Source organism: Streptomyces sp. NPDC001858 (assembly GCF_053594615.1).
The window spans coordinates 1-18,219 of record NZ_JBSFEV010000080.1 but is presented as its reverse complement, the minus strand read 5'-3'; the positions used below and the strand labels follow the sequence as shown (position 1 = coordinate 18,219).

The following is an 18,219-nucleotide window of genomic DNA, read 5'->3' as shown; positions in this document are numbered from 1 at the left end:
CCTGGGCTCGATCTCGAAGAGCAGACCGTCGACGTACGCCACCTGGCCCCAGGTGTAGCCGCTGCCGGTGGAGACCCAGTCGACCCGCTTTCCGTGATCACGAGGCGGAATATCCCCGGGACCAGCTCGGCGCAGGGGCCTCCGATGAAAGTGGTAGGCGTTCACGGCGGTGACGATCCGGGCGTCCCGGACGTGAGCTGCGGCCGCCATGGTGTGGCCGTAGAGTCTGCCCTTGCTCAGGTCCAAGGCGGCGAACAGGTGACTTGGCGAACTTCTTGACTTCGGCAACCTTTGCCACCGGCTTGCCCTGCGCGGACAAGAGCACCGTCTGGGCCCGCCGCCAGGTCACCACTCACCCGGTGCTTCTGCGGACGATCCGCGACAGGCACCGTCTCTCGTCGTCATCGATCTCGCGGACGTGTACTCGTTTTGCCACCCCAGCCTGACGACACCGCGCCGCCCGGACGGCACAGCGCCAGGAGCCCCCGCGTTCCGAGGGCGGCGCCGAACCGGCGGACCACGCCGCCCGAAGGGCGGGCATTTGCGACCGATCCGGTGAAATACAGCGACATGCCGCAAGATCGGCACTCTGTGTGTCTACATAAGTACTATCAGTGACATCATCTGCCGATCTGACTGTCATGCAGCGGATCGGCACCCGGAGGCTGAAGTGGGAACGCTGAACAAGCTGGAACAGCGCTTCGAGGCTCTAGTCAACGACACCTTCGCCAAGATCTTCAGATCCGCCGTGCAGCCCCTGGAGTTTGCCGGCGCGCTCCGGCGCGAGTGCGACGTCAACGCCAGGATCTGGATGCAGGGCTGCACCATCGTGCCCAACGGTTTCGTCGTCGAACTCAGTCCGGGCGACCACGAGGCTTACGGCGCATGCCTGGCCATGCTCGGCGAACAGCTGGTCGAGAAGGTGCGCGCACATGCCGAGGAACAGCAGTACTCGTTCGTAGGTCCGTTGAAGGTTCAGCTACAGCGGACGGAGAACTTGAAGGTCGGGCAGTATCGCGTGCGCAGCCGCCTCGAGGTGCCGCCCGAGGTCCAGCGCGCCCTGGAAGTCGACCAGCGGTCCCGCGCCACGTACGCGACGGTGGTCGGTCTGGGCGGCGGTGGCGCGCGGACCTGGCAACCGCCCCCGCCGCATGTCCTGCGGGGCGACAAGCGGGCACTGACTCCTGATCAGTTTATATCAATGGGGCTTTCATTCAGCGAAAACGGCAGCTTGGTCCGCGCCGCCCCGCCGAGCACTCTCGCCGCGCCACCGCGGCCGCTCCGCCCCATCGAGCCCGTGACGGACCGCCCGGGCGTCGTTGTCCTGTCTCGGTCCGGGCACGCGGTGCGTGCCCCCGCTGCCGGGCAGGGCGGGCGTCCGGCGCTCGAGCCCGCAGGCGTGGTACCGGGCGTAAAGCCTGCCCGCCGCCACGCCGTCGACTCCGTGCCCGAGGGGCCCACCATCTCGTCGAATGGACAGAACGTGACGAACGATCGCGACACGTACGCCAACGATCCTGCACCCGGCAGGGGCAGGGAACTCTCCGACGGGCTCGTTCCCACGCCGCCGGACCCGCACGTCGCCGACGGGCCCCAGGCCTGTGTGCCGACGGAGCCGTTGACCAGCCCGCGGGCGGCCAACGAGACCGTGACGCAGGGCGGGCCGGCGGAGAATCACTCCCCGGCGCCTGCGGGAAACCGCTTCGGCGCAGTACCCCTTGCGGTTCCCTATGACAGGGGAGCGCCGCCGACCACGGTCGCCGGCGGAACACTGCCCTACGCTCGCCCGCCGGCGAACCACGCTCCGGCACAATGGCTGGAGCCGGACTGGAACGGCCGCGGGGCACTGGGGCACAGTGCGACTGTCGAACTCTCCTCCGACCGCCTGCTGCGCGGCAGGCCCAACGGCCGACGAATCCTCAGCCGGTTGCGCATCGGCGGCAGGACCGCCGAACGAGAGCGCCAGCAGAAGTTGGCCATCCTCCGCACGCCGGTGATGCAGTGCCACAAGATCGCCGTCATCAGCCTCAAGGGCGGAGTCGGCAAGACGACCACCACGACCGCCCTGGGCGCGACTCTCGCCACCCAGCGGCAGGACCGGGTCGTCGCGATCGACGCCAATCCGGACGCAGGCACCCTCAGCCGCCGTGTCCGTCGCGAAACCGGCGCGACCATCCGCGACCTCGTAGCCGAAATCCCGAACCTCACCAACTACATGTCCGTACGGCGCTTCACCTCCCAGTCCCGGAGCGGCCTCGAGGTCCTGGCCAATGAGGTGGACCCCGCTCTCTCGACGGCGTTCAACGACGAGGACTACCGACAGGTCGTCAGCTGCCTCGGACAGCACTACCCGATCATCCTCACCGACTCCGGCACGGGCCTGCTGCACAGCGCGATGCGGGGCATTTTGGATTTCGCCGATCAACTGATCGTGGTCGCCACGCCCAGCGTGGACGGCGCGACCAGCGCCAGTACCACCCTGGACTGGCTCATTGCGCATCAGTACGAGGACCTCGTCAGCCGGAGTATCACCGTGGTCTCCGAGGCGCGCCGGAAGAGCAAGGCGGTGAAGGTGAACGAGGTCGTGCACCATTTCCGTGCACGGTGCCGGGGTGTGGTGATGATTCCGTTCGACGAGCACCTTGCGACGGGCTCGGAGGTCGATCTGGAGCAGATGAAGGCACGGACCCGCGAGGCCTACTTCGACCTGGCGACGCTGGTGGCCGCGGACTTCCCTCGCACCCAGCCCGAGGCCGTGAGCTGGGCGGCCTCCTACCCTCACTCGGGATACAACGCGCCCAGCTATTTCGCCGCTCCTGCACGGGCGTGATCTGTCACCGGAGTCGATCTGCCGGCTGATTTCGAGGCGTCGGACCTGGAGGACCCGGCGGTGGGAGGAGACGCTGACGCGGTGCCTCACCGGTCCAGATGCCGTTGTCCGCGTCGCGGCCCTCAAGGCTCGCCGAGAAGACATAGCGAACGCCGACCGGGACCGGGATCGGCAGAGTCAGACCGAACCCGGCGCTGGACGCCGAGACGGTCTCCTTCTTCGCGACGATCTGAGCGGTGAACGTGCAGACGCCGTTCGCGGCGACGTACTTGCCAGTGCCGGACGTGCCGTCGACGCCGGCGACGTTGTAGTGCACCAAGGGTCTCGTCTCCACCCTTGCCACGCTCGCCACCGCCCGCGATATCGGACTGACCGAGGTGGACGAGCGGACGCTCGCCGACGCGGAGACGGCGGGCACACTCGGCTACGCGGAGACCAAGGTGACAGCGGAACGCGAACTGCGCGCCGCGGCCGTCCGGGGTGTGCCCGTCACGGTCTTCCGCCCCGGCGTGGTGACCCGACCGGGGTCTCCTTGCCCGTCGACGCGGTCGACGTGGTGGCACGCGCCTTGGTCCAGCTCTGCTTGGACCAAGGCGCGGAAGGAAAGACGTTCCACCTGATCCACCCGGAACCTCTGCTCATGGGCGGCGTACACGAGGCCCTTCACCGCAACGGCTACCGGCTGGACACGGTTGAAGGCGAAGAGCGGAAGTCCAGGATCGACGACCCCGCCGTACTTCCGCAGGCCGCCATGCGCGACCTGAGCAGCTACGCCTTCGCCACGGGCCCTCGAGGCCGGGTGCCTCGGATGCGCCCGGACCTCACCTGGCGGACTCTGGCCGGCGCGGGTGTAGCCCGGCCACCGCTCGACGGCCTGTACCTCGACCGCGTCATCCGCAGCCTGGTCGCCGACCATACCCTCCCTTCCGCGCACTTCGTCGGATCAGCAGGACGACGCCCACCCGGGCGATGCCGTAATGGGCGAACTGGCTGATCAGCTTGCCGATGTCGGGGCCGGTGTCAGCCTTCTCCGGGGCCACTCTGAGCACGCTCGGGGATCAACAAGGGGACCTCTTCGCGGGGTGGGCGCAGGAGGACCCGGCGCGGTTCGGGACATGGGGAATGCCCCGACTCTGGGAGCCGGGGCATTCGGGGTGTGGATCAGGCGTCTTCCTCGTCCAGCGCCTTCAGCACCTCAGGAGGAAGCGTCGGCCCGTGCGATACCGACACCGTGGTCATCATCGGCGGAGTGTTGGCCTTCCGCAGGGCGGCCATCTCATCCGGCCCCCTCGCTTCGAAGTTGCACAGATAGCAGCCGAAGCCGTTCGCGGAGTAGTGCGTGTTCGTGTCCGTCCGGCTGGCCGGCTCGAACGTGAGGAGTCCCTGACCGCCGCAAGCCGGGCATTCGCCACCCGAGGTCTTCAGGACAACGATGCCGGCCTTCAGGTACTCCGTCGGCCGGACGAACCACTCCTCGTTGCGGGGCTGGGGCGCCTTGAGAGCGCCCTCCTTGACCTCCGCCGGAAGGCCGACGAACCGGTCTTCGAAGGCGTGTCGGGCCTGGGTGATCCGGAGCTGGACGTCGCGGAAGACCTGGTCCTCCTGTTCGTTGACGGCGGCCTTGACCGCGTCCGTCCACCGTTCCCAGAAGGCGTCCAGCGGCTTGCCGAGATCACCGAGCAGTGCCGCGACGTCCGCGCGAGGGGAGAGATCATCCCCTTGGCCAGGGTGCTGTCAGCAGCGGTGTGAGCTGCTCCGTTGCGCATCTCGATCAGCAGGTCGAGCTGGGGGTCCGGCTGCAGCACGTTGATCTTCCGGAGCCGCTTGATGGCCTCCATGGCCCCGACCGTGCGGACCTTCTCTTCGTCCGCCTGGAGGTGCCCTCCGAGGTACAGCACCATGTCTGCGCTGTTGCTGCGGATCTCCCCGATGTAGACCGGGTTCTTCGAGACGAGGACCGCCTTGGCCAGCTTCTCGACGGCGACGCCGGCGTGGAGCGCGAACTCGTCGTGCTCTGGGCGGCCATGGTCCTCCATGGCTTTGTGGGCGGCCTCCCTGGCGCCATGGAAGAAGCTCTCGGAAGAGAGCGAATCGTTCATGACCAGGACATTAGTAGTCCAGTACTGCAGGGGCGCTCAAATTCACAGACGCGACCCATGCCTCGCGACCCATGCCTTGAGAAGACAACCGCCGGGCCCGTGCGACGGCGGTGCCGTAGAGACGGGTCTCGGTCGTCGTCTGCTCGTCGGGTGTGCCCCAGGTTTCGGGGTCACCGAACACGAACTCACCCCCGTGACGAGGGGGCGCCCCCGGACACCGGGCTCCCGCGTCGGGACTGCGCGGCGCAGGACACGGTGCGACCGCATTCGGCCCAGCAGCTGCACCGGCAGATCCTTCAGGAGGAAGGCAGGCGGGGCACGTCGCAGCCGGCGTCCACCACGATCAGGATCTCCGGGTCGTCGCCGCCGTCAGCCGCTCGACGAGCTCGCGCATCTGCCCGGCGGTGACAGTGGCGGCATCATTGCCCGGCGCCAGACGCAGCGCGTCCAATGGCGCGGTCCGGGAACTGCGGCCCGTTTCCAGCGCGCAGATCACCGAGTACGGCCGGCAGGGAACCGGAATGTGCTGGTGCTTGCCCGTCCGTGGGTATGGCACAGGATCCGCTGCGGTGAGGTGTGGGCGCTGGGCCGCAGCCGGCAGGTGAGGTCAGCAGGTGGCTGTGCGAAGCGGAGGGCCGGTGATCTCTCCTTCCTTACGCAGTACGAGTGAATGAACCGATGGTTTCGTTCGGGGCCGGGTGCCGGATCTTTACGCTTTCTCTGTGGATCCGGGGGCTGCGGGGGAGGCCCTGCGGGCGGGGGACCGGTGGAAAGGCGCACCTGATGTCGGGGTTGGGGAAGTCGCCGGACGTGCTCAGGCTCCGGGCGGGCCGCTGCCGTTGGACCTGGGCGCGGACCTGGGGCGCGGTCGGCGTGGCAGGTCTCGTGGGAACGGTTCTGACGTTCGGCGGGTCGTGGGCCGCCGGGAGCGGGGCGGCGCGGATGGCGGCTTTCGGGCCGTCCGCCGGTTGCTGGGGGTTGGCGGCCTCCCTGATGCTCCGCGCGAGGGGAACGAGCGGACGGGTGCGGACGCGTCTGCTGCTGTTGGGGGGTTCCGCGGTAGCCGGAGGTGTGTACCGGGCAGCGGTCACCGTGCTGTCTGCTCAGCCTCCGGCTTCGGGAGGGGACGGGCGATCGTTGCTGGGTTGTGTGGTGGTCACCGGCGTGACGCTGACGGTCGGCCTGGGGATGGCCGGTTTGGTGGTCGCGGCCGATGCCGGTACAGGTCGGCATGTGTTGCTGCGGCGCGTGCTCGACGGGGTCGTCACGACTGGGGCCGTGTTCATGACGGGATGGGTACTGCTGCGGGGGGCCGGTGACGGTTGGCGGCTGGGGACGGGGATGGTCGGTGTTCTGTGGGCCGCGGAGGTCATGTTCCTCAGTTTTCTCTTCGCCCTGCGCCGTCTCGTACGGAGCGACCAGAGAGACACCTTGTGGGTCGGGTTCGCCGGGGTGTCCCTCATGCTGATGGGCGACACCCTGAGACTGTGGGCGGTCGGCCCGCACGACCCCGAGGTGATGTCCTGTCCGCTGGTCGACGCGTGCGTCACCGCGGGACTGCTGGTGGTCGCTGTCGGCCCTTGGGTGCCCGGTGGGGCGAGCGCCCTGGGCACTGCTCAACCGAGGTTGCGATGGGGGATGGAGGGTGCGGCGGCGTTCATTCCCCTGACGGTCTGCACGGCCACGGCGCTGGGATATGTGCTGGCCCCGCCTGCCCGAGACCCGGTGCCGCTGTTGCTCGGCGGAACGGCACTGCTGAGCCTCTGGGCTCGCCAGAGGTTCCTGGCGAGGGAGAACTCCGGAAACGACGACTGAGTCCTCGTGCGGCTGCCCTCCCGGTCAGAGGTCGAACACCAGCCGGGCCGCAGGAACGCGAGACGCAGATCGGCATGGTGTTGTCCGAGGCCGCTCGTCCTCGTCGAGAGTTGAGTCCCGGTGGTCCGACGTACCGTTCAGCACGTCCGTCTCACAGGTGCCGCAGGTGCCTTCCCGGCAGGAGAACAGCACCGGACACCCGCCTCCTTCACCACTTCGAGCACCGATCGGTCCGGCGGCACGGTGAGCGTGCACCCCGACCGGGCGAGCACCACGTCGAAGGCGTCCGCGGGAGCAGCCTCGGCGGTTGGCGGGACCTGGGCGAACCGCTCGATGCCCTGGGTATCAGCGGTCCAACCGACGCAACTCTCCTGCGCGGCCCCAGGCAGCGGCTCCGGGCCGCAGCCGTGCACCAGCGTGCCAACGCGGGGCGAGCCGACGAAGGAGACGAGGTCCAGCAGGCCGCACGCGTCCTGCGGCCGGATCCGTGCGCGGTCCCCGTAGCGCTCCAGGCAGTCCAGAAACGCCATGGAGCCGCGGGTGCGGCCGCCGTCAGCCGGTTGTCGACCTGCTTGGGTATGCCGGAGCGGTAGAGGAGTGCGCAGACGATCAGTTCCGTGGCGAAGGAGCCGGCCGACCACCAGTAGGCGGTGGAGGAGCTCTCCAGCATCGCCTTCGCCTGTATCGCCCCATACACACTCGTTGTCCCGGCGGTGATCCGTCCGGCACCTGCTGCTCTATGGCAGGCAGATGCCCACGCTGTCCCCACTGTCGTGGGGACCAGTTGGGGACCACACGGAGGTCGCGACCCTGAACAGCACGTGCGCGGACGCACGCCCCGCACCCTAGTTCTGCCTGATATGCGCAGGTAGTTCCTATGGCCCTCACTCCTGGGGGTCAAGGGGTCGCAGGTTCAAATCCTGTCGTCCCGACTGGAGACAGTCGCAGGTCAGGGCCGGTTTCGGAGGCATCCGAAACCGGCCCTTGATCATTCCTGGGCAATGAGCGCGGAGAGCGCCGCCCCGGCGGCCGTGATCTTGTGTACGTCCGGATGCAGGTAGCGCTGGGTGGTGGTCAGCGATCCGTGGCCGGCGATCCTGCGAAGGACGCACTTGAACTCCGGCGTCGGCGAACCAGGTCAGTCCGGTGTGCCGGAGGTCGTGGCGGCGCAGGCGCTCGTAGCCGAGCTTGGTGACCACGTCGTCCCAGTGTGTGGCGTCGAGCAGCGTTCGACGGCGTTGCGGCGGCGGTAGGCGGCCCGGTCGAGGCGGCAGCGGCTCTCGCTGCAGCGGATGCGGCCGTTGATCTGGTCGATGCGTTCGGGGATCACGGCCCGGATGCCTCGTCTGCGCAGGTAGGCGCGGATCTTCGTGGATGAGTAGCCCTCGTCCGCGGCCACCCCACGACTCATCCGTCAGCTCATGACGACGCACCATGCACAGACCGACAACCCCACCACATCGCGGACACGCCCTGGCACGCCGGTGTCAGTCACCGCGGCCGGCCCAACCGCCGTCAACACCTGACGGCCCATGACTGACCACCGTCCGTCGAACCCGGCGATCGCCGTACCGCCGATGCGCGGTCCGGGGACCAGCAGATGTCCCGTCAACATCTGCGCCTCGCCGGCAACGGTGACGGCCTCGTCGACTCCGTCAGGAAACGGCCGGTGGACTTCGGCGTCGATGCCGACCGAGAGGCGATGCCCAGTGAGTTCGTGACCGCCGCGGCGCGATACCCGTCGCCATGCATGAGGCTGCCCACCACTCCGTCTGGCCAGCTGGGTTCGCGGTTCTTCCCCGCCAGGATCGGCACGGCCGGATGTTCGAACCGGGACAACCCCTGCCGTGCGCAACAGCGAACCGTCGCGATCCCGGTTCGGTCGGTCACGTGATGGAGCGACGCTGTGCGCGTCCCCTGGCGGACCGGATCCAGCACCGTTGATTGTGAAGTTAGGGTAGCCTACCCTCTCTGGGCTGGGATGTAGCTCCTCGAAGGGAAACCAAGTGAGCATCGAACCGTTGGCCCTTGACGGGGTCGTTCCGTTTCCGTCGGAGACGGCAGCCAAGTACGTCGCCGAGGGGTACTGGCGCGATCAGACGCTGCCGGAGCTGCTGTTCGCCACCGCGGAGCGCTGTCCCGACAAACTCGCCGTCATCGACCGCAAAGCCGAGTTGAGCTATGCACAGCTCACGGACGAGGTCCTGCGCCTCGCTGCCGGCCTGCAGGATCTGGGGCTGAGCCGTGGCGACCGGGTGGTGGTACACCTGCCCAACATCTATGAGTACATTGCCTTCGTCTTCGCCTTGTGGGAGCTCGGGGCGGTTCCCGTCGTCGCTCCCATCGCGCACCGTCGTGCCGAGATCGAGCACTTCATCGAGATCGCCGAGGCGCGTGCCTACATCACGGTCGCCTCGGACAGCGGCACCGATCTCGCTGCGATGGCCGCCGACCTGAAGCAGCGTTGGCCGCATCTGGAGCACACCGTAGTGCTCGAACGTGATGGCGGCGGCGCTGAGTACAAGGCGTTGCAGTCGAAGGGATCGCTCGAGCACGCGCGACGGTGCAGCCCGCAGGACGTCGCTCTGTTGCAGATGTCGGGCGGCACGACGGGCGTTCCGAAGCTGATGCCGCACACGCACCAGACGTACGGCTACGCACTGCGGCGAAGCGTTGGGGAACGGGGCATCACCGAGCGCACCGTGCATCTGCTGGTCATACCGATCTGCCACAGCATGTCGACGCGTTCGCCCGGATTCCTTGGCGCGTTCAGCGTGGGCGCCACCATTGTGATCGCACCGAACGGCAGCCCCGATGCGGCGTTCCCGCTGATCGAGAAGCACGGGGTGACCCGCGTTTCGCTGGTACCTCCGATCCTGCTGGCCTGGCTGAACTCCTCGCTCCGCAAGTCCTATGACATCTCCAGCCTGAAGGTGCTCATGTGCGGCGGCGCGAAGCTGAGCGAATCAGTGGCGGGTCGGGTCGAGCCGGAGTTCGGCGTGCAACTGTCGCAGAGCTTCGGGATGGGCGAGGGCCTCGTCGTCAGCAATCCCGCCGACGTCGACCGGGCCACCAGCGTGAGGTACCAGGGCCGGCCGGCCTCCGAGGCCGACGAGTGCATCGTCATCGACGACGAGGGCAACGACGTGCCACCCGGTGCACCCGGCCACCTGCTGACCCGAGGACCGTCGGTGATTCGCGGGTACTACCGCAACCCCGAGCAGAATGCGCTGGCGTTCACCAGCGACGGTTTCTACCGCACCGGTGACATCGTCGAGCGGGACGAGCGCGGCTTCATCAGAGTCGTGGGACGGTCGAAGGACCAGATCAACCGGGGCGGCGAGAAGATCGCGCCCGAGGAACTGGAGAACGCGCTGCTCACTCATGCCGGCGTCCACAACGTCTCCGTCGTCGGCGTCGATGACGAGGTTCTCGGCGAACGTGTCAAGGCGTACCTGATTCCCCGGACGCCGGAGAGCGCGGCCGAGCTCACCTTGGGCAAGCTGCGCCAGTTCCTGCGCGACAAGGGCCTCGCCACGTTCAAGCTCCCCGATGTCGTGGAGGTCGTCGACGAGTTCCCCTACACCGCGGTCGGCAAGGTCAGCAAGCGCCTGCAGCGCGAGCTGAGTTAGACGCATGTCGAACAAGACCACACGTGTCCTCGTCGTGGGCGCGGGCCCCGTCGGAATGGTCTGCGCGCTGGCGCTGAATCGGCGCGGTATCCCGGTGACCGTTCTCGAGTCCGAGCCGGCGCCGGTGCAGGATCAGCGCGCGGCGACCATCCATCCGAGCACACTGGAGATGCTCGACGAACTGGGCGTCACCGAGAAGATCCGGGCGCACAGTCTGCTCTCCAGCACCTATCGCTTCCACGACCGGCCGACCGGAGAGGTCGTGGCGGAGTTCGATCTCGGCCGGCTCAAGGACGAGATCCGGTTCCCGTACGTGCTGCAGTACGAGCAGTACAAGCTGACCGCTGCCATCGCCGCGGAATACGCGAACGAATCCGACTTCGACGTGCGGTTCTCCCACACGCTGACCGGTCTGACCGAAACCGCGAACGGCATCGAGGTGGAGTACACCTCACCCGCCGGCACGGAACGCCTGGCGGCGGCCTACGTCGTCGGCTGTGACGGTGGCCGATCGACGGTGCGCAAGTTCGCCGGCATCGAATTCGAGGGATTCACCTATCCGGAGCGGTTCATCAAGATCGCGACCAGCTTCGACCTCAAGACCGTCAAGCCGGAGCTGGCGTTTCGCAACTACTTCTCCGACCCCCATGAGTGGGCCAACGTGTTCAAGGTGCGGGGAGAAACGCCCGGCGGGCTCTGGCGGGTGATCCTGCCGATCGGCCACGACGAGGACGACGCCACCGCGTTGTCGCCGGCGCGCGTCGAGCAGCGGCTGCAGAAGTTCCTCCCGAAGACCGGCTCGTACGACATCGAGTACCGCAACGTCTACCCGGTCAATCAGCGCGTGGCCGCGACCTTCCGTCAGGGGCGCATCCTGCTCGCCGGCGACAGCGCGCACGTGAACAACCCGATCGGCGGCATGGGTATGAACGGCGGTATCCATGACGCCATCAACCTGACGGAGAAGCTCGCGAAGGTGATCGCCGGTGAGGCCGACGACGACCTGCTCGACCTTTACAGCCGCCAGCGCCGCCATGCCGCGGTGAACTACGTACAGGCCCAGACGATCGCCAACAAACGGCTGTTGGAAGAACGCGACCCCGAAGTGCGTCGACACAACTTCGACGAACTGCGCCGCACCGCCGAGAAGTTCGACACCGCCCGCGCCTACATGCGCCGCGCGGCCCTGTTCGACAGCCTGCAAGACGCTGCCGCCATCACCTGAGCCATCACCTGAGTTATCGGCTCATCGGCTCATCGGCTCCGAGTCTGGTGCGGTACGGCTCGCCGTACCGCACCAGACCTCGAAATCCGCTCAGCCGTCCAACAGGTTCGTCAGCAGCGGGCCCCACTTCAGTAGACCGGAATCGGGTTCGAGGATGGACTGGTGGTCTTCGTCCTCAGCGACGAAGAACGAGAAGTTGGTCAAGTGACCGTCCCAGCCCAGCGCGTCCTCGCGGCCCAGCTCCGCCACTCGGGGCGTGTGCGTCGCGGATGACGCGATCACGAGCGTCTCGATGTCGAGACTGCCCCGCGTCGGCGTGGACGTCAGGACATCGCAACGACGGCCGGCCGTCTCGACAGCCTTGAGCTGCTTCGCGTCGGCGAGCAACTCGTTGAACGCTTCCTCGCCGAACGCTTTCAGCATTTCGTCACGCATCGACTCGGCAGATCCCGGTCGTACGAGGAGCTCCCCCGAGTTCTCCGAACCGGCAGGCATGGCATCCACGATCACCAGGGGGCCGACGCGTTCCCCTCGGGAGAGAAGCTGGCGTGCCACGGCGAACATGATGTGTGCGCCGTACGACCAACCCAGCAGTTCGTACGGTCCGGCCGGCTGGAGCCCCTGGATGACGTCGGCGTAGGTTGAGGCGAGGTCGTCGAGGTCGTCGAAGTCCACCTCCATGCCGATGATCGCCGGATCGTCGATCCCGACCAGCCCGACCCCGTCCGGGAGGTATCGCGACAGTTCCGAGTACATGGACGAGGCGCCGAACTTCGGGTGCGCGCAGAACAGGGTGCGGCCGTTCAGGGACTGAGTGAATCGGGTCGCGATCGCGGTGATGTCGACCTCGGTATCGGCGCCCGGCTGCGTCCTCTTGTCGACCACCGCACTCAGTTCGCCGATCGTCGAAGCGGTGATGACGTCCCGCATGGCTATGTTCACGGGGAACGCGCGATTCATCTGCGACGCGAGCCGCATTGCCGCGAGCGAATGCCCGCCCAGCCGGAAGAAGTCGCTCGCGGCGCCCAGGGCCAGTCCCTCGTCGAGGTCGAGCACGGCACGGAAGATCGCGGCCACCGCCAGCTCCGTCTCCGACTCGAGTGCCCGGCCCGCGCTGACTCCGGACGCGGCCACGTCAGCCGCGGGCAACGCTCGGCGGTCCAGCTTGCCGGTCGGGGTGAGGGGGAAGGACTCCACCGGGACAAGGGCTGCCGGGACCATGTAGTCGGGCAGGTACTTGGCCAGATGGTTGCGCAGCGACTCGCTGATGTCGCGGTCCGCCGTCGTGCGGTAGTAGGCGGCCAGTTGTAGCCCGGTGGCGTGCTCGAAGGCGACGACTTCGGCGCGCGTCACCTCGGGGAACTCCTGCACCACGTCCCGGATCTCGTCCGGTTCGATGCGATAACCGCGAATCTTGATCTGTTCGTCGGCGCGACCGAGGTAGTCGATCATCCCGGCTTCGTTCCACCGGGCGAGATCTCCGGTGCGGTACATGCGTTCCGCCGGTTCCCACGGGCAGGCGACGAAACGTTCGGCGGTCAGCGCGGACTGGCCCCAGTATCCGCGCGCGGTTCCTTCGCCGGCCAGGTAGAGCTCGCCGGCGACACCGGGAAGGGCAGGTTGCAGGTTCTCGTCGAGGATGTAGGCCCGGGTGTTGAAGATCGGCGTCCCGACACTTGAGTCGGTGCTGTCGGCCAGGTCGGCGCCGAGGGCGTTGATGGTGTACTCGGTAGGTCCGTAGAGGTTGTACGACTCGACTCCGGGGGCGCCGCGCAGCTGCTGCCAGAGCCGGTCGGGGACGGCCTCGCCGCCGAGGGAGACGAAGACGACACCGGGCGCATCGGAGGAAACGGACCGGCCGGCCGGCCGGTCTCGCTCCAGCAGCCCTTCTTCGACGAGCAGTTGCCCGTACGACGGGGTCACATCGAACCCGTCCATGCAGACCTCGTCGTAGTGCGCCAGCAGCCGCTGATGGTCGCGTCGCATCTCCTCGTCGATGACGTGCACCTCGTGGCCGTTCAGCAGCCAGAACAGCTGCTCCCACGAGGCGTCGAAGGAGAAGGACGTCGTGTGCGCGATCTTCATCCGGCGCCCGCGCTGGTGGTCCACCACCCGATCGAAGATCTTCTCGACGTGGTTGACGTACATGTTCGTCAGTCCGCGGTAGCCGACGGCGACTCCCTTGGGCCGTCCGGTGGTGCCCGAGGTGAAGATGATGTACGCGAGGTTGTCGAGCGAGACCTCCCCGCCGCGTTCCGCTGCCGTGATCGGAGTTGTTCCGGTCTGCGCGAGGCGATCCACCGTCGTCGTGGAATCCAGGTTGATCACCTTGCCGACGGCGCCGGTGAGCCGATCCACATCGCGGTCGGTCACCAGAGTGACGGTCGGTTCAGCGACCTCGATCATGTAGCCGATCCGTTCGTCCGGCAGTTCACTGTCCACCGGGACGTAGGCGGCTCCAATGGCGAACACCGCGAACATCGCGATGACCGTGCGCTCGTCGCGCGGCAGCAGCAGCGCGACCCGGTGCTCTGGGCGCACTCCCTCGTCGAGCAGAAGTCGGCCGTAGCGGTTCACCTCGGCGAAGAACTCCGCGAAGGTGAACCGGCGATCGCCGGCGACAAGCGCCGTCTCCGATGCGGACAGCCGCACCTGCCGGTGCAGCAACTCGGCGACCGTGACCGGTTCGATGTCGCGGATGAGGTCAGCGGCGATACCCGTATGCGGGGCGGTCTCGTCCGGCAACAGCGCGGACAACGTACCGACGGGCTCATCAAGCCGGCGGGTAAGGGAAACGAGCACCTGGACGTAGCGCTTGAGCAACAGCTCCGCGGCCGGGGCATCGAAAACGTCCCGGCGGTAGGACAGGCGTACGTGCACGGTCGCCGCTCCGTCGCGTTCTTCCGGGTCGACCGCGAACGTCACTGGGTAGTGGGTCGCGTCATCGACCTTTGCGTCGACGACCTGCAACCCGGCGGTGTCCTGCCCCGCGGCCTGGCCGAGCGGCACGTTCTGCACGACGAACAGCGTGTCGAACAGAACAGGAACGCCTGCGTTGGTCTGGATCTGTGTCAGAGCGGCTTGCGGATGGTCGATGACGAGCAGTTGCTCGGACTGGACCTGGGCGAGCAGCTGCCGTTTCGTTTGGAACGGGGGCAGACTCACCCGCATCGGGACCGTGTTGAACAGCAGCCCGATGATTCGGTCGGCGTCGGGCAACGACGGCGGCCGACCGGAAACCGTGTTTCCGAATACGACGTCGTTGCTGCCGGTGAGCCGGCTGAGCGCGATCCCCCAGGCGGTCTGCAGCACGGTACCCACCGTGACCTTGGCATCTCGTGCGGCACCGAACACCGTCGCGGCCTCTGCCGGGCTGAGATCGAGGTGAAGTTCACCGGTCTCGCTCTGTGCGTCACCGAGGTCGACGAAGTCAGGGCACAGCAACGTCGGACCGGTCAGTTCCGCGAGGTAGCCGTCCCAGGCGCGATAGGCGGTAGCGGGATCCTGGTCGTCGACCCAGTCCAGGTAGGAGCGGAAAGACGCCGGTCGCACGCGATCGACGTAGCCGTCATCGGCGTAGATGCTGAGGATTTCGGCGAACAGCCCGTTGATGGACCAGCCATCCAGCAGGATGTGCTCGAAACTCATGACCAATGTCCACGCTCGGTGGCCGTGTTCGAGCACCGTGAACCGGATCAGCGGCGGGACCTCGAAGTCGAACGGCTCACCTCGCTCGGCCGCCAGGAACTCCTCCACATCGACCCTGCGGCCACCCCACTCCTCCAATCGGATGACCCGTACCGGGACTTCGACACCGGACGGGATCACTTGTACGTCCCCGGGTGGGACGAACGCCGCCTGGAGATTGGGGTACCTCTCCATCGCACTGGCGATGGAGGCCGTCATCCGCTCGGGGTCGAGATCTCCCGCGATCTGTCGGGTGATCTGCGAGACGTAGGTGTTGTGGTCGTCGGATTCCCGGGACCGCAGCAGGTGGTAGAACAATCCGCGCTGCAAGGGGGCAAGCGGAAGGATCTGGGCGTCGTACCCGTAGCGGGCTCGGATGGATTCTTCTTCGCCGGGCGTCAACGTGACCCGGTCGGCGCGACGCAGAGCGAATGCCTCTCGACGCTCGCGGCCGGGGGCAGGGACGCCGGCTCCGGCAATCTCTTCGGCAATGGCGGCGGCCACTGCCTCGGTGTCGACATCAACGGTGTCCGCCGACTCCACCCGGACGCGGACGACGCAATCGCCGGGCTCACGACCCGCGATGAGGACATGGATGTCGAGTCCGTCCTCTGGTACGCCGACACCCGCAGCAGGCTCGGTGATCAGCTCCGCGTGGCTGCGGAACACACCTACACGGATCCGTGGTATCGGAAGATCATCGAAGAAGCGGCTGAACCGGGGGTGTCCGGCCAGCGAGGCATACTCGGCCGCTCGCTCCGGGTTCAGTCCGATGACGTCACCATCATCAAGCAGCACGGGGAATCTACGCGTCATCAGGGGACCGTCGGACTCATGGAGCTCCACGAGCAGATCACCTTCAGCGATCTCGGCCAAGGCCTTGGCCACGGCCGCCAGCACAACGGACCGCAGAGAGGTTTCGGAGGTTTCGTCTGTGGCGGGAGCCGCTCGTCCAGCCGTGACACTTGATGCTTCCGAGGCTTCGGAAGCCACCGAGTCGCCTCGCTGCGGCAGCACAGTGGCGGTCGCATCAGCGAGCTGATCTACCCAGTCCTCCCAGAACGGATCGTCGAGGACAGCCGCCAATTCGTCGTCCTTGTATCCGGACGAGGCCCGGGTGGGCGGGACGACGACCATCGGAATTTTTGCCTGATATGCGGTGACCAGCTCGGTGAGCTTCTCTCTGACCGCATCCAGCAGCTCAGGATTGCCGGTTTCGGCGACCAGTTCACCGGCGCCGCTGTCGCGGATCGCCAATCGCAAGGCGAGGCTTGCTCCCGACAGGGCGTGACTGACGTGGTCGATCGCCGCCCGCCAGAGCGGAGCCACGCTGATGTCGAAATCTTCGAGCGGCAGCTGGAAGCGGCGAATGTCACCGACGTTGTTGTCTGCTTTGGTGTTGTCGGCTTTGGTCCGGCCCTCGTCGCCGGCACGAACGATCTGGGCGAGTTGCCTGACCGTCAGATCCGGGTGCTGGGATCCAAGCACAAGGAAGCGCGCTGTGTTCCGCAACAACCGTGACGTGGTTTCCGCCGAGAACAGCTCGCGGGCCGCGTTCAGATTCATTCCGAATGCGCCGCTGTCCAGCCTTTCGATACTCGACACGAGATCGAACAGCGCAGGCTGAGATTCCAGCGGGCCATCCGCAGTGGTCGAGGCGTAGTTGGTGAGCGGCGACGCCGCACCCGAATCTCCACCGCGATCCACGTAGGCGGCCATCACCTGGAAAAGCGGACTGATCCCGACCTGGCGCGGCGGGTTCACCGCCTCGACGACCTGCTCGAACGGAACGAGCTTGTGGTCAGCAGCTTCGAGCATGCGATCGCGGCAACGGAGCAGCGTCTGCGCGAACCCGGTTGCGGCGTCGATATCGGCGCGCACCACGACGGTGTTCACGAAGTACCCGATGAGGTCCTGCAATTCGGGCTGGTCGCGCAGACTGGCCGGGGTGCCGACAGGCACCGTATCGCCGGCACCTTCGTCCCAGAGCGCCAACGAGAATGCCGCAATCAACGCCTGCAGCGGTGTTGCCTTGTGCTCGACCAGGAATTCGTCGACCGTGGCTGTCTCACTGCTGGTGAGGGACGTGGTGGCAGGTCGTATGGTTCGTTCTTCGGATCCGTTGCGTGGTTGGTCGAGGGGTAGGACGGTTTCCGTCGGGATATCCGACAGCACGTCCTGCCAGTACCGCAGGTCCGATTGATAGCGAGACTCCGGATCTCTCCGACTGCCCAGCACATGTCGCTGCCAGACCGCGAAGTCGGCATACTGGATCGGCAAGGACGCGACCTCGGTGGAATTACCGGAAGCCGCTTCGAGATAGAACTTGTTCAGCTCTTGGACAAGAATCCCAAAGGAATCCGCATCGGTAACTATGTGATGCCCGTAAGCCACCAGCACATCACCATCGGAATGGCGCAACAAATGAAACTTCAGCCCGAACTCGGAGGTGAAGTCAAGTGGCAGTGCGGCAACCTGAGCGATCTTGTCGCTGAGCAGCTCAGGACCGACGTGTTCGACCTCCAGGACCTTGGTGTCGTCGTCGGGTTCCGCGCAGATGACCTGGCGGAGCGATGAGGTCTCCTCGTCCGGCACGAGGATCGTACGCAAGATCTCGTGACGAGCGACTATCCGGCGTACCGCCGTGGCCAAAGCATCCAGATCGAGCCGCACGCCTGCTTGCAGCACGATTTCAGTCCGATAGATCGGACGCCCTGCGATCTGCTCTGTGAACCAGAGTGCTTGTTGTCCGTATGAGACTGGTAGGGGGGTTGGGCGTGGCAGTTCGCCGATTCGTGTGCTGGATGTCTCGGTGGTAGCGGTGGTAGCGGTGGTCGCGGTGGTGGTGTCGGCGATTCGGGCGAGTTCGCTGATGCGGGGGTGGTCGAAGACATCGCGCAATGTGAGTGCGGTGCCGAGCAGGGCGTTGGC

The 18,219-nt window shown here is 66.8% G+C and carries 12 protein-coding genes and 4 pseudogenes; 6 read left to right on the top strand and 10 right to left on the bottom strand.

Features of this window, described 5'->3' with window-relative positions; all coding sequences use genetic code 11:
- Positions 1-119 precede the first annotated feature (119 nt).
- Together ACWCPF_RS44725 and ACWCPF_RS44720 are read right to left on the bottom strand one after the other, a co-directional pair.
- Positions 120-219 (bottom strand): annotated as a pseudogene (locus tag ACWCPF_RS44725) (cytidine deaminase); the annotation flags it as partial.
- A gap of 54 nt (positions 220-273) precedes the next feature.
- A pseudogene (locus tag ACWCPF_RS44720) lies at positions 274-436 on the bottom strand (IS630 family transposase); the annotation flags it as partial.
- 234 nt (positions 437-670) lie between these two features.
- Between ACWCPF_RS44720 and ACWCPF_RS44715 the strand changes: the two are divergent.
- Complete coding sequence (locus ACWCPF_RS44715; RefSeq protein WP_451050908.1) at positions 671-2,830, top strand: FhaA domain-containing protein; 2,160 nt, start codon at positions 671-673, stop codon at positions 2,828-2,830.
- Positions 2,831-2,834: 4 nt separating this feature from the next.
- On the opposite strand, the gene ACWCPF_RS44710 is transcribed toward ACWCPF_RS44715, so the two are convergent.
- Entirely contained in the window at positions 2,835-3,164 is a 330-nt protein-coding gene (locus ACWCPF_RS44710; RefSeq protein WP_451050907.1) for a hypothetical protein, read from the bottom strand.
- A 43-nt stretch (positions 3,165-3,207) separates the two neighbouring features.
- Here ACWCPF_RS44710 and ACWCPF_RS44705 point away from each other — a divergent pair, with 43 nt between their 5' ends.
- Both ACWCPF_RS44705 and ACWCPF_RS44700 read left to right on the top strand, forming a co-directional pair.
- Positions 3,208-3,450, top strand: coding sequence for an SDR family oxidoreductase (locus ACWCPF_RS44705; RefSeq protein WP_451050906.1), 243 nt, complete (start codon positions 3,208-3,210; stop codon positions 3,448-3,450).
- Entirely contained in the window at positions 3,363-3,824 is a 462-nt protein-coding gene (locus ACWCPF_RS44700) for a hypothetical protein (RefSeq protein WP_451050910.1), read from the top strand. Before ACWCPF_RS44705 ends, ACWCPF_RS44700 begins: the two co-directional genes overlap by 88 nt.
- Before the next feature lie 448 nt (positions 3,825-4,272).
- On the opposite strand, the gene ACWCPF_RS44695 is transcribed toward ACWCPF_RS44700, so the two are convergent.
- Positions 4,273-4,929, bottom strand: a complete 657-nt coding sequence (locus ACWCPF_RS44695; RefSeq protein WP_451050905.1) for a hypothetical protein — start codon at positions 4,927-4,929, stop codon at positions 4,273-4,275.
- Positions 4,930-4,975: 46 nt separating this feature from the next.
- Positions 4,976-5,541: pseudogene (locus ACWCPF_RS44690) on the bottom strand (transposase); the annotation flags it as partial.
- Between the two features lie 537 nt (positions 5,542-6,078).
- Between ACWCPF_RS44690 and ACWCPF_RS44685 the strand changes: the two are divergent.
- Positions 6,079-6,744 carry a hypothetical protein gene (locus ACWCPF_RS44685; protein ID WP_451050904.1) on the top strand — a complete coding sequence of 222 codons (666 nt, stop codon included), beginning with the start codon at positions 6,079-6,081 and terminating at the stop codon, positions 6,742-6,744.
- Between the two features lie 24 nt (positions 6,745-6,768).
- Here the strand turns inward: ACWCPF_RS44685 and ACWCPF_RS44680 are convergent, their stop codons facing one another.
- The 4 genes and pseudogenes from ACWCPF_RS44680 to ACWCPF_RS44665 all read right to left on the bottom strand — a co-directional run bounded on the left by ACWCPF_RS44680 (position 6,769) and on the right by ACWCPF_RS44665 (position 8,634).
- Positions 6,769-6,936 (bottom strand): 2Fe-2S iron-sulfur cluster-binding protein, encoded by a 168-nt coding sequence (locus ACWCPF_RS44680; RefSeq protein ID WP_451050903.1) that lies wholly within the window; start codon positions 6,934-6,936, stop codon positions 6,769-6,771.
- Complete coding sequence (locus tag ACWCPF_RS44675; RefSeq protein WP_451050909.1) at positions 6,882-7,274, bottom strand: hypothetical protein; 393 nt, start codon at positions 7,272-7,274, stop codon at positions 6,882-6,884. Before ACWCPF_RS44675 ends, ACWCPF_RS44680 begins: the two co-directional genes overlap by 55 nt.
- A gap of 775 nt (positions 7,275-8,049) precedes the next feature.
- Positions 8,050-8,143, bottom strand: a pseudogene (locus ACWCPF_RS44670) (IS5/IS1182 family transposase); the annotation flags it as partial.
- A 209-nt stretch (positions 8,144-8,352) separates the two neighbouring features.
- On the bottom strand, positions 8,353-8,634 hold the full coding sequence (locus ACWCPF_RS44665) for a hypothetical protein (RefSeq protein WP_451050902.1): 282 nt from the start codon (positions 8,632-8,634) through the stop codon (positions 8,353-8,355).
- 116 nt (positions 8,635-8,750) lie between these two features.
- On the opposite strand from ACWCPF_RS44665, the gene ACWCPF_RS44660 reads away from it, so the two are divergent.
- On the top strand, positions 8,751-10,376 hold the full coding sequence (locus ACWCPF_RS44660) for a (2,3-dihydroxybenzoyl)adenylate synthase (RefSeq protein ID WP_451050901.1): 1,626 nt from the start codon (positions 8,751-8,753) through the stop codon (positions 10,374-10,376).
- Between the two features lie 4 nt (positions 10,377-10,380).
- Positions 10,381-11,601 (top strand): FAD-dependent oxidoreductase, encoded by a 1,221-nt coding sequence (locus ACWCPF_RS44655; RefSeq protein ID WP_451050900.1) that lies wholly within the window; start codon positions 10,381-10,383, stop codon positions 11,599-11,601.
- A gap of 90 nt (positions 11,602-11,691) precedes the next feature.
- Here ACWCPF_RS44655 and ACWCPF_RS44650 read toward each other — a convergent pair whose 3' ends face one another.
- Positions 11,692-18,189 carry an amino acid adenylation domain-containing protein gene (locus ACWCPF_RS44650; RefSeq protein ID WP_451050899.1) on the bottom strand — a complete coding sequence of 2,166 codons (6,498 nt, stop codon included), beginning with the start codon at positions 18,187-18,189 and terminating at the stop codon, positions 11,692-11,694.
- Positions 18,190-18,219: the final 30 nt, after the last annotated feature.

Bases quoted from the DNA above. Each gene is read 5' to 3' on its own strand.
- ACWCPF_RS44695 (WP_451050905.1), bottom strand. From the start codon at position 4,929: ATGAACGATTCGCTCTCTTCCGAGAGCTTCTTCCATGGCGCCAGGGAG.
- ACWCPF_RS44675 (WP_451050909.1), bottom strand. From the start codon at position 7,274: ATGGCGTTTCTGGACTGCCTGGAGCGCTACGGGGACCGCGCACGGATC.
- ACWCPF_RS44655 (WP_451050900.1), top strand. From the start codon at position 10,381: ATGTCGAACAAGACCACACGTGTCCTCGTCGTGGGCGCGGGCCCCGTC.